Origin of the sequence: Acidiphilium cryptum JF-5 (genome assembly GCF_000016725.1) — a bacterium.
Lineage (GTDB): Bacteria > Pseudomonadota > Alphaproteobacteria > Acetobacterales > Acetobacteraceae > Acidiphilium > Acidiphilium multivorum.
The window spans coordinates 2,936,588-2,949,181 of record NC_009484.1 but is presented as its reverse complement, the minus strand read 5'-3'; the positions used below and the strand labels follow the sequence as shown (position 1 = coordinate 2,949,181).

The following is a 12,594-nucleotide window of genomic DNA, read 5'->3' as shown; positions in this document are numbered from 1 at the left end:
CTCACTCCGGCGCGGCGAAGCGGGCGAGGCGCACGGCGGTATGGCCGCGGCTGGTGCGCAGGCTCGGCATGATCAGCAGGCAGTCGTCGTGCGGGGTGCGGATCTCCGCCGCGCCGTCGCGCGCGAGCAGCGTGTCCCGCCGGCGGATCACCTCGCCGCCGCGGAACGGCCGCACGAAGGCGAAGCGGCCGGTATTGGCGGTCACCACCCGCGAGACCTCGGCGAAGCGCGGCGGCGCGCCCGGCGGCACCGGCCCGATCATGCCGGCGCGGGCGAGCGCGGCATCCACGCTCGCGCGCATCTGCCGCACCGTGTCCTCCTGCCAGTGCTGCCCGGCCTCGACCAGCACGGCCGCGGCATCGCCCGCCTCGGCGAGGAAGCGCGGATGGTCGATCAGCCGGCGCCCGCCGGCATGGCCGCCATCGGCCACCACCAGCGCCGGCGTGCCCATCGCCATCGCCAGCGCCCGGCTGCGCGCGCCCTGGCCGCACAGGACCAGCGGGTCCGAGGGCCAGAGCATCGAATGCAGGTCGATCACCCAGTCCGCCTCGGCGATCAGCGGCCAGATCGCGCGGGCACGGTCGAGCTCGGCGGAGCGGCGCGGGCCTTCCAGCGCCGCCGGGTCCCACACCCGGTTCAGGTCCTCGTCGACGAAGCGCGAGGCGACCGGGTTCTCCGGATCGAAGCGGCGATAGGCGGCGAGGTTGACGAAGCCGAGCGTGAGCCGCCCGCAGGCCGGGCGCGGCCCCTCGCGCAGCAGGGCGTCGAGCACCGCGGCGCCGGCGATCTCGTTGCCGTGCATCAGCGCCAGCACCATCACATGCGGCCCGGAGCGCGGGGCGGCGAAGGTGATGAACCCCTCGATGCCGGTATTGCCCGGCAGCCAGGGCGCAAGGTCGGGCGCCGCGAGCCGCACCTCGAAGCGCGGCAGCGATGCCGTGTCGCTCCCGGCCGCGCTCATCACGGCGGCGCCGCCGGTCCGGCGCGGTCGTGGCGGACTTTCATTCGGCGCGAACTTGCCATGGCGCCACTCTACCCAGAGATGAAAAACCTGCAACCGTGCGACATGTGTTGACGAAATGTCCGGCTGGCACGAAAACGCCGCGATGCAAGCCGCGCCGACTCTCATGGCCGCAACCCAAGCCATCGCCGACGGACAGGCCGCTCCGGTCACCGCCCGCGTCCTGTGCACCGACCTCGCCGGTCTCCGCTCCCAGGCCCTGGGCCTCGCGGAAGCCGCCGGATTCCGGACCGATTTCCGCGTCATCGCGCCGAAGCGGCCGTGGACCCTGTTCTCGCCGATGCTCTGGCCCGATCCGCGCTGCGCGATCGACGCGGCGGCCCTCGCCCCGCCGGAGGGCGACCTGATGCTCGGCGCCGGCGGGGCCGCCGCCCGCGTGCTGGCGACGCTGCGCCGGCCGGACCTGCCGGCCGTGATCATCCAGCACCCGCGCATGGACACCGGCCGGTTCGACGCCGTGGTGGTCGCGAAGCACGACGGGCTGACCGGCCCGAACGTCATCGTCACCCGCACCGCGCTGCACCGGGTCACGCCCGAGCGCCTCGCCCTCGAACGCGCGTTGTGGGCGCCGCATTTCGCCGGGCTGCCGCGCCCGCTCGTCGCCGTGCTGGTCGGCGGCTCGAACGGCCGCTACCGGCTCGACACCGCGGCGGCGCGCACCCTCGCCGAGCAGCTCGCCGGGATGATGGACCGCGACCGCGTCGGGCTGATGCTCACCCCCTCGCGCCGCACCGAGCCCGCCGCTCGCGCCATCCTCGATGAGGCGCTGCGCCCGCGCGGCGCCTGGATCTGGGACATGCAGGGCGAGAACCCCTATTTCGGCATGCTCGCCGTCGCCGACGCGATCGTGGTGACGGGGGATTCCGTCTCGATGGTCTCCGAGGCGGTGGCCACCGACGCGCCGGTGATGATCGCCCGCCTGCCCGGCAAATCCACCCGCATCGGCGCCTTCATGGACGACATGGTCGCCTGCGGCCGCGCCCGGAACTTCGATGGCCGGCTGCAGACCTGGGCCACCGCGGCGCTGAACGACACGCCGATGGCCGCCGCCGAGCTGCGCCGGATGCTGGGAGTCTGACTTCGATGCTCGAGATCGACACGTTCGACAATGTCCGCGGCGGCAACGCGGTCTACAAGGCGCTGGCGCACCCGCTGGCCGCCGCGGCGCTGGAGCGCCTGGCCGCGCGCCTGGCCGCCGCCGGCCCGGTCGCGGTCTACGATCCCGAGCGCATTTTTGCGCCGCTGCGCGCCCTGGCGCCGGCGTTTCCGGTCGATGCCGTCTACGTGCACGACACGCTGGCGATCGGCGAGCGCCGCGGCGGCCTCGCCACGAGGCCGCTGACCGACCTCGTCGCCGCCGCACCCGCCACCGTGCTGATCGCCGCCTTCGACGCGCACCGCCTGGCCGACCGGCTGGCCACCCTGCTGCCCGGCGCCGACATCCTCACCCTCGACGAGGTGCGCCTGCCCGACCGGCTGCTGACCAACCGCCGCCGCTATCTCGACCCGCTGAACTTCGCCACCAATTTCGCCTTCTTCCGCGACGACGACGCGATGACGACCAGCCTCGTCACCGCGAATTACTGGCACGGCTACGGCGCGACCGGCGTGCGCCTGTGGTGCCGCCTGTTCGACGCCGCCGGCGCGGTGCTCGCCGAGTTCGAGCGCGCGCTGCCTGATCACGCCGGCAGCGTCCGCATCGACAGCGCCGAGGTGCGGCGCGCGCACGGGCTCGGGCCGTTCACCGGCCAGCTCTTCATCCACGCCATCGGCGTCGCCGGTCACGATGTGGTGAAATACGCGCTCGACACCCATGCCGCCGGCAACGGGGCGAGCCTGTCCTGCACGCACGACGCCAATGCCTGGCCCTCCGAGCGCTTCGCCGGCCTGCCCGCCCCGCGCGAGGACGAGACGGTGGTCCTCTGGGTGCAGAACAGCCACGCCGTGCCGATCCCCGCCGGGGCGATCAGCCTCGACCGGATGGGCGCCGAGGCGCCGGTGGCGCTGCCCGAGCCGATCGCCCCGTTCGCGACCCGCGCCATCGACGTCGCCGAACTGCTGCCCGGGCTGCGCTGGCCGGCGCAGATCGAGCTGCGCGCCGGCCGCCACGTGGTGCGCCCGCGCTACGAGGTGGTGCGCGCCGGGCGCACCCGCATCGCCCACATGAATGTCGAGCGCGCCGACCTGCGCCCCGATCCGGCGATCCGCAGCCTCTCGCCGCTGCTCGGCCGCGGTTTTCTGCTCCCCTTCCCGATCCTGCCGCGGGAGCGGTTCCGCTCGGTCGCGCTGCCGACGCCGATGGCCCACACCCAGGCTGACCTGCCGCTCCGGCTCGACGTCTTCGCGCCGGACGGACGCAAGGTGGCCGAGCACCGGCCCGGCACGCTCCCGCGCGACCATGCCTGCGCCATCGATCTCGACGAGGTGCTGCCGGAGGGCGCGCTGCCGGAAGGCGGGCATGGCGAGCTGGTCTACGACTTCGCCGGGGGCGGCGAGGCCGATGGCTGGCTGCACGGCCTGTTCCGCTACGAGGCGCGGGACGGCTCGCACGCCGCCGAAACCAGCTTCGGCGCGCATGTGTTCAACACGCTGATGACCTGGAAGGGCGAGCCGCAATCCTATTCCGGCCCGCCGCCCGGCCTGTCGACCCGGCTGTTCCTCGATCTCGGCAGCGCGACGCGGCCGAGCTTCTGCGTGCTGACCTACCCCGCCTCCGCCGCCTGGCATCCGCACTCGGCCACCGTGCTGATGCTGCACGACGCCGAGGGCCGCGTGCTGGCCGAGCAGAAACTGGCCATCGCCTGCTCGGGTTCGGCCATCGTCGAGCCCTGGCGGATCTTCGGCGCCGAGGTGCTGGCGCGCGCCGCCGGCGGCTATGTCATCATCCGCGACGCGACCTGCCGGCTGTTCGGCTATCACGGCAAGCACGACGGCGCCGGCCTCGGCCATGGCGCGTTTTCGTTCGATCACATGTTCGGGTTCTGAATTCAGCGCAATCCCGCGCCGCCGCCCTCGCAACGATCGCGGTTTTGGCGTAAGGGGTTGATCATGCAGGCAAGACGGACCTTCCGGCGCATCGCGGTCATCGTTGTCGCGATCGTCATTCTGGCACCGCTCGCGGTCATCGGCCTATTCCTCGCGAGCTTCGATCCCAACAGCTACAAGCCGCAGGTGATCGCCGCGGCGGAACGGGCGCTGCACCGGCCCGTCAGCATCGACGGGCGGTTGCGCATGAGCCTCTCGCTGGTGCCGACGATCTCGGCCACCGGCATCACCATCGCCAATCCGCCCGGCTACCAGAACACCAATCTCGCCACCCTGCGGCGGATCGAGGCGAAGGTCGCGCTGCTGCCGCTGCTGCGCCACCAGCTCAACATCCTCGATCTCGTGCTGGTCGATCCGGTGATCAACCTCGAATACGGGCCGACCGGCACGCCCGACTGGCTGATCGGCCAGGGCGCCCCGGCACCCGCCGGCACCGGGTCAGGCACCGGGTCCGCATCCGGCCCGGCGGCCGGCGTCGCCCTGCAATCGGTCTCGATCGAGAACGGCACGATCACCTACCACCCGCCGATGGCGCTGGTCCCGCTCAACGCCGGCCAGCCCGCCGCGCTGGCGACGCCGCAGCCCACCGTCCTGCACATCGCCCGCTTCACCGGCCGCGCCGCCTCGCTCGACGCGCCGCTGCAGCTGGCGATCGACGCGCAGTACAACGGCACCCCCTTCACCGTGGCCGGCACCACCGGGCCGGTCTCGCGGCTGACCGGCAGCGTCGCCGGCGGCGCGCCCTGGCCGGTGGACCTGACCGTGAGCGGCCAGGGGGCGAACCTGCGCGTGACCGGGCAGATCGCCCATCCGCGCGAGGCCAGCGGCTACGCGCTGCACCTGCACGCCACGGCACCCGACCTCGCCCCGCTCGCCGCCTACCTGCCCGCCGCCGACCGCGGCGACCTGCCGCCGCTGCAACAGGTCGACCTGCGGGCGGATCTCGGCCCGCCCGCCGGCGGGACCCTGCCCTCGGTCACCAATGTCAGCCTCACCGCCGGCAAGTCGGACCTGACCGCCTGGCGCAAGGGCCTGTCGCTCCGCTCGATGAACATCACCCTGCCCGCGCTCGACCAGGCGGTGGACGTCGCGCTGGCCGGCCAGTACCAGGGCCGGCAGGTCGGGCTCGAAGGCAAGGCCGGCCCGGTCGGCCCCGTGATCGAGGCGGCCCTCGGCGCACCCGCCCCGGCCCACGCCGTGCCCACCGAGCGCTTCACCATGAACGTCGCCGGCCGGGTCGGCAACGCGCTGTTCAACGCCGCGGGCGGCATGGCGACCCCCTCGAAGCTCGCCGGCGTCGCGATGAAGCTGAGCGCGACGATCCCCGACCTCGCGAAACTCTCCGACCTCGTCGGCACGCCGCTGCCGGCCTGGACCGATATCGGCGTCTCCGGCCTGCTCACCGATCCGGGCGGCCAGGGGCTTGCAAACACGGTCGCGCTGAACAGCCTCGCGATCAGCTCCGCCCAGGCGCAGCTCGGCGGCGCCTTCAGCCTGCGGCTTGGCCCGAAGCCCGACCTGCAGGCGGTGATCCACGCCTCGCGGATCGACCTGACGGCGCTGCTCAAGGCGATGCCGAAGCCGGCGGCGGCCACGCCCGGCACGGCCGGCGCCGGCGGTGCCGCGCCGCCGCAGGCCAGCCCGCAGCCGAAACCGGCGGCGGCGGTCGCGCCGTCGAACCCGCATCTGATCCCCGATACGCCGCTGCCCTTCAACCTGCTCCGCGCGGCGGACGGCAATGTCGAGCTGACGGTGGACAAGCTCACCTATGCCGGCGCCGATTACCGCGCGCTGACGGCGCACGCGCTGCTGCGCAACGGCGTGCTCACGGTCCGCCCGATCAGCGGCGAGCTGCCCGGCGGCCCGGTCTCCGGCACGCTGATGGTCGATGCCGCGGCAAATCCGCCGAGCGTGCGCCTCATCGAACAGGCGCCGGCCTTCCGCCTCGGCCCGCTGCTCCGCCTGCTCGGCCAGCCCGGCTCGGCCTCGGCGACGGTGCAGCTCTACGCCGATCTCGGCGGCGCCGGCTCCACCGCGCATGACATCGCCTCGACCCTGAACGGCTCGCTCGGCGTCTCGACGGTGAACGGCGAGATCGACGGCGCGCTGCTCGACCGGCTGCTGACCGCCGCCGGCCTGCCCGCCGGCGTCGCCGGCGCCCAGGGCCCGGTGCAGCTGCGCTGCTTCGCCACGCGGATCGACGCCCATGCCGGCCTCGCCAGCATCCGCGCGCTGACGCTCGATTCCAGCCGGCTGTTCATGACCGGCGGCGGCACCGTCAACCTCGCGACCGAGGGGCTCAACGTCGTGCTCCGGCCGCAGACCGATCTCGGCGGCGGCGCCACGCCGATCCCCTTCGCGGTCACCGGCACGCTGGCGCATCCGGCCACCGGCATCGCCCCGCCCGGCGACTATGCCCAGGCGATCGCCGCCGCCGGCCAGAAGATGGGCGGCGGGCAGACCCTGTTCGGCCAGATCACCCGCCAGCTCGGCCTGGCGCCGCGCTCCGCCGCGCCGCAGAGCTGCGCCTCGGCCCTGGCTCTCGCGCGGATGGGCCATCCCGGCCCGGCGCCGACCACCGCCGGCCTCGCCACGGGCGGCGGCAACGGCGGCGGCACCGGCAGCGGCAGCGGCCAGGCCCCCGGCGCGGTGAGCGGGCCGCAGAACCTGCTCCAGTCGCTGTTCCACTGACGGCGCGGCGATGAAGCGCATCTGGAGCGCCGTCGCCGTGCAGGCGCTGGAGACGGGCTTCGGCATCACGCTCGATGGCAGGCCGGTGCGCCTGCCCGGCGGCGCCCCGCTCGCCGTGCCGGCCGAGGCCCTCGCCCGCGCCATCGCCGCCGAGTGGGACGCGCCGGACAAGGATCAGGACATCCGCCCCGACGACCTGCCGCTCACCCGCCTCGCCGGCACCGCCGTCGAGCGCATCGCGCCGGACACGGCGCCGGTGCGCGCCGGCCTGCTCGCCTATGGACGCAGCGACCTGCTCTGCTACCGCGCCACCGGGCCGGACGGGCTGGTGGCCGAACAGGCGCGGCTCTGGCAGCCCTGGCTCGACTGGGCCGGCGCCACGCTCGGCGCGCGCCTCGCCGTCACCGCCGGCATCACCGCGATCGACCAGCCGCCGGAGGCGATCGCCGGCCTCGATGCGGCGCTCGCCACCCACGATGCCTGGAGCCTCGCCGGGCTCGGCGTCACCGTCCCCGCCCTCGGCAGCCTCGTGCTCGGCCTCGCCGTCGCAGCGGGCGCGATCGCGCCGGCGGCGGCGCATGACTGCGCGACGCTCGACGAACGCTGGCAGGAACGGCTCTGGGGCGAGGACGCCGAGGCCGCCGCCCGCCGCGCGCGGATCGGCGGGGAGATTGCCAGCGCCGCCCGGTTCGTTAATCTCGCCCGGTCATGATCGCGAAGCATCTGATCCTGTCGGGCCGCGTCCAGGGTGTCGGGTTCCGCGACTGGATGGTGACGCGCGCCCGCCGCCTGGCCCTGGCCGGCTGGGTCCGCAACCGGGCGGACGGCACGCTCGAGGCGCTGGTCGCCGGGGATGCGCCGGCGGTCGAGGAATTGCTGCGCGCCTGCCGCCGCGGCCCGCCGCTCGCCGATGTCACCGACATCGTCGAGACCTTCGCCGAGCCGCCCGCCGAACCCGGCTTCGTCAAGCGCGCGACCGGCTAGGCGGCGCGATGACCGGCCCGGCCCCGCCATCTCGCCAGCGCGCGGCCGAGCCGGGCGGAACCCTGCCGCGCGCCGGCGTGCTCGCCCTCGCCGCCGGGGCGATCGGCGGGCTCGTGCTCTGCGCCCTGCTCGCCGCGCCCTTCGCCGGCGCGCTGACCTGGGCGCTGACCCTCGCCATCCTGTTCACCCCGCTGCAGCGCCGGCTCGAACGGCTGGTGCGCCATCCGGGTGCCGCCGCGATCATCACGGTGGGCATCGCCGCCATCGTCGTCGCCGCCCCCGCGGTGCTGGTGATCGAGCGGCTGGTGCGCGAGGCGGCGGCGAGTGCCGCCTATGTGCAGCAGCACCTCGCCGCCGGCACGCTCGCGGTGCCGCCGCAGGTGGACTGGCTCGCCAGGCAGATCGACCTGCAGGCGATGATCACCCGGGCCAGCGGCCTGCTCAGCACGGTCGGCGCCTCGTTCCTGCGCGGCTCGCTGGCGCAGGCGGTCGAGATCGTGCTGACCTTCTACATCCTGTTCTTCTTCCTGCGCGACCGCGCGCGGGCCGATGCCGCGCTGCGCGCCGTGCTGCCGCTGACCGGGCCGGAGACCGACCGGCTGTTCAGCCGCACCGCCGATACGGTCTATGCCGTGATCTACGGCACGGTGATGGTCTCGACCCTGCAGGGCCTGCTCGGCGGGCTGATGTTCTGGGGCCTCGGCCTCGCCGCGCCGTTGCTCTGGGGCGTGGTGATGGGGATGCTCTCGCTGGTGCCGGTGCTCGGCGCCTTCATCGTCTGGATTCCCGAGGCGGTGCTGCTGGCGCTGAACGGCCACGAGGAGAAGGCGATCATCCTCTCGCTCTGGGGGGCGCTGGTGGTCGGCACGATCGACAACGTGGTCCGCCCCGTGCTGGTCGGCAACCGGCTGCAACTGCACACGGTGCCGTCCTTCATCGCGATCATCGGCGGGCTGATCCTGTTCGGCCCGCCGGGTTTCGTGCTCGGCCCGCTGATCGTCAGCGCGACGCTCGTGCTGTTCGAGGCGCTGCGGGCGCGCGCGGAAGGCGGCGCCGGCCCGTCCTGACCGGCGCCGCCGCGCTCAGCGCCCGCGGCCGCCGCCGCTCATTCCGCCGCCCATGCCGCCGCCGACGCCGCCCATCCCCGAGCGGTTCTGCATCTGGTCCTGATACTGGTTCTGGTTCTGATTCTCGTACTGGTTCTGGACGCGGTTCTGCTCGCCGTTGCCATTGCCGTTGCCGTTGCGCATCTGCGCGCGCTCGTTCTCGCGGTCGCGCTCGCGAAGGCGGTCGCGCTCGCGCTCGCGCAGCCGCTCGGTCTCGGCGTCGGCCCGCTGGTGCAGCCGGTCCTGCTGGCGCTCGCGCAGGCGCTGCTGGTCGAGCAGGCGCTGCTGGTCCTGCGTGCGAAGCTGATCCTGGGTGCGGGTCTGGTCCTGGGTGCGGGTCTGGTCCTGGGCGAAGGCGCGGCCGGCGCCCAGCGCGGCGAGGCCGGCGGCGGCGAATGCCAGCACGGCGCGGCGGTGACGAAGGGTGGACATGGCGGATGATCTCCTCTGCCTGTGCGATGCACCGGCGCGCCCCGTGGCGCGCCAACGGGCTCAGGCTAGGAGCGGGCGTGGTTGCCCCCCTTGATCCAGCGCAAGCATCGCCCTGCCCGTTCGGACGATGCCCGTCCGGCCGGATCAGCCCCGGGTCTTGAGATAGCGGCTGAAGGCGTTCAGCGCGATGTCCGACACGTGGTGCTCGATGCCCTCGGCATCGGCCTCGGCGGTCTCGGGCGGCACGCCGACCGCCTTGAGCAGGGCGACCACCAGCCGGTGCCGGGTGCGCACGCGCTCGGCCAGCGCCTGGCCCGCCTCGGTGAGGAAGACGCCGCGATAGGGTTTCGCCGTGGCCAGCCCCTCGCGCTTGAGCCGGGCGATGGTCTTCACCGCCGTCGGGTGCGAGACGCCGAGGCGGCGGGCGATGTCGATCGGCCGCGCCTCGCCATTGATCGCGATGAGGTCGGCGATCAGCTCGACATAGTCTTCCAGCACGGCGCTCGCCTGCGCCGTGCGCGCCTTGCCGAACCGGCGCGCCTGGGTGGGCTCGGCGGGCAGGTCGTCGGGCGGGGGGTTCACGGCAGCTGGCATCTCGGTCTCCGCATCGGCCCTGCATAGCCGGCCCGGCGGGGAAACGCCAACCGCGCGCGGTCAGTGCAGTTTCGGCAGCCAGAGCGCGACGATGCCGAGTGCGGGCAGCACCGCGCAGATCTGGTAGACGGTGGTGATGCTGGTCCAGTCCGCCACCACGCCGAGGCCGGCGGCGCCGAGCCCGGCGATGCCGAAGGCGAGGCCGAAGAACAGGCCGGAGACGGCGCCGACCCGGCCCGGCACCAGCTCGTTCGCGTAGACCACGATCGAGGCGAAGGCGGAGGACAGGATCAGCCCGATGATGACCGAGAGCACCACCGTCATCGTCTCGCCGACATAGGGCAGCGCGAGGGTGAAGGGCAGCACGCCGAGGATGGAGCCGATGATCACGGTGCGGCGGCCCACCCTGTCGCCGATCGGCCCGCCGATCATGATTCCCGCCGCCGCCGAGGCGAGGAAGATGAACAGGTCGATCTGCGCCGCCTGCACCTTCAGGCCGAAGCGGTGCATCAGGTAGAAAATGTAATAGGAGTTGATGCTCGAGAGGTAGACGAATTTCGACATCATCAGCACGCCGAGCAGGGCGAGCGGGACCAGCACCTTGCGCGTGTCGAGGTCGGCGGCGGTGAGCGCCGTCCGCTGCCGGGGGCGGGCGTGGCCGCTGGCGCGGAACCAGTGGCCGAGCGCGGTGAGGAGCGCCATGCCGCAGAGGGCGGCGATGGCGAACCAGGCCATGCTCGCCCGCCCGCGCGGCAGGATGAAGAAGGCGGCGAGCAGCGGGCCGAGGGACTGGCCGAAATTGCCGCCGACCTGGAAGATCGCCTGGGCGAGGCCGTGCCGGCCGCCGGAGGCGACGCGGGCGATGCGCGCCGATTCGGGATGGAAGATCGACGAGCCCATGCCGAGCAGGCAGGCGCCGGCCAGCAGGATGTCGTAGCTCGGCGCCCAGGCGATGGTGACGATGCCGGACATCGACAGCGCCATGCCGACCGGCAGCGAGTAGGGCATCGGCCGCGCATCGGTATAGAGGCCGACGAGCGGTTGCAGCAGCGAGCCGGTGGCCTGGTAGACCAGGGTGATCAGGCCGATCTGCGCGAAGTTCAGGTGAAAGCCGCCCTTGAGCAGCGGGTAGACCGCCGGCAGCAGGACCTGCAGCATGTCGTTCAGCAGGTGGCAGATGCTGACGCCGACGAGCACGGCCATGGCGGTGCGGCCGGTGGCCTGGGGGCGGGTCTGGACGGTGGCGCTCACGTGTGGGTCTCCCGGACGGGGAGCGGTTATGCCATGAAAATGCGCGCGAGGCCTCTCGCCCGGCGCAATCATGCCATGCTAGCGGAGGGACATGGTCAAGTTCCGTTTCGCACCCTCCCCCACCGGTCATCTGCACGCGGGCAATGCGAGGCTCGCGGTGGTCAACGCCCTCGCCGCGCGGGCGATGGGCGGGACGCTGCTGCTGCGCATCGACGATACCGACCGCGAGCGCTCGAAGCCGGAATACGAGGCGGGGATCGAGCAGGATCTGCGCTGGCTCGGCATCGGCTGGGACGAGATGGCGCGGCAGTCCGACCGGATGGACCGCTACGCGGCGGCGGCGGAGCGGCTGAAGGCGGCGGGGCTGCTCTATCCGTGTTTCGAGTCGGAGGAGGAACTCGCGGCGAAGCGGGCGCTGCGGGCGAAGCGGCATCTGCCGCCGGTGTATGACCGGGCGATGCTGAGCCTGACGGCCGAGCAGCGCGCGGCGGCGGAGGCGGGCGGCAAGCGGCCCTATTTCCGGTTCAAGCTGTCGGACGGGGCGGTGGCGTGGAACGACCTGGTGCTGGGGCGGCGGGAGGTGGCGCTCGGCACCGTGTCCGACCCGGTGCTGATCCGCGCCGACGGCACGCCGCTCTATACGTTCACCTCGGTGGTGGACGATCTGGAGCTGGGGGTGACGCATGTGGTCCGCGGCGAGGATCATGTGACCAATACGGCGGTGCAGATCGACCTGATGCGCGCGCTGGAGCCGCGGCGGGCGGTGCCGGCGTTCGGGCATCTGCCGCTGATTTCGGACGTGACGGGCGAAAAACTGTCGAAGCGGGCGGGGAGCGTTTCGGTGCGGCAGTTCCGGCGCGACGGGATCGAGGCGATGGCGCTGGTCTCTTACCTCGCGAGGCTGGGCAGCCGGCGCGACCCGGAGCCGCTGACGCTGGAGGAGCTGGCGGGGACGTTCGACCTTGGCGATTTCTCGCGCGGGGCGCCGCGCTTCGATCCGAAGCAGTTGCTGGCGCTGAACCGGCGGGTGCTGCATGGGCTGCCTTTCGAGGCGGTGGCCGAGCGCCTGCCCGAGGGGTGCGGAGCAGAATTCTGGATGGCGGTGCGGGGGAACCTGGACCTGCTGTCGGAGGCGCGGCTGTGGTGGGAGGTGGTGAGCGGCGAGATCGAGACGCCGTCGCTGCCGGAGGCGGCTTCGCTGCTGCGCGCCGCGTTGGAGGCGTTGCCGCCGGAGCCGTGGGACGAGACGACCTGGAAGGGATGGACCGGGGCGGTGGCGGCGGCGAGCGGGGCGCGGGGCAAGGCGCTGTATCTGCCGTTGCGGCTGGCGCTGACCGGGGAGAGCCACGGGCCGGAGCTGGCGGCGCTGCTGCCGCTGATCGGCCGGGCGCGGGCGGCGGCGCGATTGGAACGCGCCGCGGGGTAATCGGCGCGCGCGGATGCGTCCGGCGGCGGGGGCCGTCGGGGAGT

The 12,594-nt window shown here is 73.4% G+C and carries 11 protein-coding genes; 7 read left to right on the top strand and 4 right to left on the bottom strand.

Going from position 1 to position 12,594, the window contains the following annotated elements:
* Position 1: 1 nt before the first annotated feature.
* On the bottom strand, positions 2–961 hold the full coding sequence (locus tag ACRY_RS15915) for a succinylglutamate desuccinylase/aspartoacylase domain-containing protein (protein ID WP_012040235.1): 960 nt from the start codon (positions 959–961) through the stop codon (positions 2–4).
* A 118-nt stretch (positions 962–1,079) separates the two neighbouring features.
* Between ACRY_RS15915 and ACRY_RS15910 the strand changes: the two genes are divergently transcribed.
* From ACRY_RS15910 to ACRY_RS15885, 6 genes are all read left to right on the top strand, one after another.
* Positions 1,080–2,099 carry a mitochondrial fission ELM1 family protein gene (locus tag ACRY_RS15910; RefSeq protein ID WP_012040234.1) on the top strand — a complete coding sequence of 340 codons (1,020 nt, stop codon included), beginning with the start codon at positions 1,080–1,082 and terminating at the stop codon, positions 2,097–2,099.
* A 5-nt stretch (positions 2,100–2,104) separates the two neighbouring features.
* Positions 2,105–4,006, top strand: coding sequence for a hypothetical protein (locus ACRY_RS15905; RefSeq protein WP_012040233.1), 1,902 nt, complete (start codon positions 2,105–2,107; stop codon positions 4,004–4,006).
* A 63-nt stretch (positions 4,007–4,069) separates the two neighbouring features.
* Complete coding sequence (locus ACRY_RS15900; RefSeq protein ID WP_012040232.1) at positions 4,070–6,757, top strand: AsmA family protein; 2,688 nt, start codon at positions 4,070–4,072, stop codon at positions 6,755–6,757.
* Positions 6,758–6,767: 10 nt separating this feature from the next.
* The gene (locus tag ACRY_RS15895; protein ID WP_012040231.1) at positions 6,768–7,469 is read left to right on the top strand and encodes an ATP12 family chaperone protein; all 702 of its coding nucleotides are present in this window, start codon (positions 6,768–6,770) and stop codon (positions 7,467–7,469) included.
* On the top strand, positions 7,466–7,741 hold the full coding sequence (locus ACRY_RS15890; RefSeq protein WP_012040230.1) for an acylphosphatase: 276 nt from the start codon (positions 7,466–7,468) through the stop codon (positions 7,739–7,741). Before ACRY_RS15895 ends, ACRY_RS15890 begins: the two co-directional genes overlap by 4 nt.
* A gap of 8 nt (positions 7,742–7,749) precedes the next feature.
* On the top strand, positions 7,750–8,808 hold the full coding sequence (locus ACRY_RS15885; protein WP_012040229.1) for an AI-2E family transporter: 1,059 nt from the start codon (positions 7,750–7,752) through the stop codon (positions 8,806–8,808).
* A 15-nt stretch (positions 8,809–8,823) separates the two neighbouring features.
* On the opposite strand, the gene ACRY_RS15880 is transcribed toward ACRY_RS15885, so the two are convergent.
* The 3 genes from ACRY_RS15880 to ACRY_RS15870 form a co-directional block, all read right to left on the bottom strand.
* On the bottom strand, positions 8,824–9,279 hold the full coding sequence (locus ACRY_RS15880) for a hypothetical protein (RefSeq protein ID WP_012040228.1): 456 nt from the start codon (positions 9,277–9,279) through the stop codon (positions 8,824–8,826).
* A 144-nt stretch (positions 9,280–9,423) separates the two neighbouring features.
* The gene (gene mntR / locus ACRY_RS15875; protein WP_007423558.1) at positions 9,424–9,873 is read right to left on the bottom strand and encodes a manganese-binding transcriptional regulator MntR; all 450 of its coding nucleotides are present in this window, start codon (positions 9,871–9,873) and stop codon (positions 9,424–9,426) included.
* Positions 9,874–9,933: 60 nt separating this feature from the next.
* Positions 9,934–11,124, bottom strand: coding sequence for an MFS transporter (locus ACRY_RS15870; protein ID WP_012040227.1), 1,191 nt, complete (start codon positions 11,122–11,124; stop codon positions 9,934–9,936).
* 91 nt (positions 11,125–11,215) lie between these two features.
* Between ACRY_RS15870 and gltX the strand changes: the two genes are divergently transcribed.
* Positions 11,216–12,550: a glutamate--tRNA ligase gene (gene gltX, locus ACRY_RS15865; RefSeq protein ID WP_012040226.1), complete on the top strand. Its 1,335-nt coding sequence runs from the start codon at positions 11,216–11,218 to the stop codon at positions 12,548–12,550.
* Positions 12,551–12,594: the final 44 nt, after the last annotated feature.

Bases quoted from the DNA above. Each gene is read 5' to 3' on its own strand.
- ACRY_RS15890 (WP_012040230.1), top strand. From the start codon at position 7,466: ATGATCGCGAAGCATCTGATCCTGTCGGGCCGCGTCCAGGGTGTCGGG.
- ACRY_RS15915 (WP_012040235.1), bottom strand. From the start codon at position 961: ATGAGCGCGGCCGGGAGCGACACGGCATCGCTGCCGCGCTTCGAGGTG.
- ACRY_RS15880 (WP_012040228.1), bottom strand. From the start codon at position 9,279: ATGTCCACCCTTCGTCACCGCCGCGCCGTGCTGGCATTCGCCGCCGCC.
- ACRY_RS15900 (WP_012040232.1), top strand. From the start codon at position 4,070: ATGCAGGCAAGACGGACCTTCCGGCGCATCGCGGTCATCGTTGTCGCG.
- ACRY_RS15910 (WP_012040234.1), top strand. From the start codon at position 1,080: ATGTCCGGCTGGCACGAAAACGCCGCGATGCAAGCCGCGCCGACTCTC.
- ACRY_RS15895 (WP_012040231.1), top strand. From the start codon at position 6,768: ATGAAGCGCATCTGGAGCGCCGTCGCCGTGCAGGCGCTGGAGACGGGC.
- ACRY_RS15905 (WP_012040233.1), top strand. From the start codon at position 2,105: ATGCTCGAGATCGACACGTTCGACAATGTCCGCGGCGGCAACGCGGTC.
- ACRY_RS15885 (WP_012040229.1), top strand. From the start codon at position 7,750: ATGACCGGCCCGGCCCCGCCATCTCGCCAGCGCGCGGCCGAGCCGGGC.
- mntR (WP_007423558.1), bottom strand. From the start codon at position 9,873: ATGCCAGCTGCCGTGAACCCCCCGCCCGACGACCTGCCCGCCGAGCCC.
- gltX (WP_012040226.1), top strand. From the start codon at position 11,216: ATGGTCAAGTTCCGTTTCGCACCCTCCCCCACCGGTCATCTGCACGCG.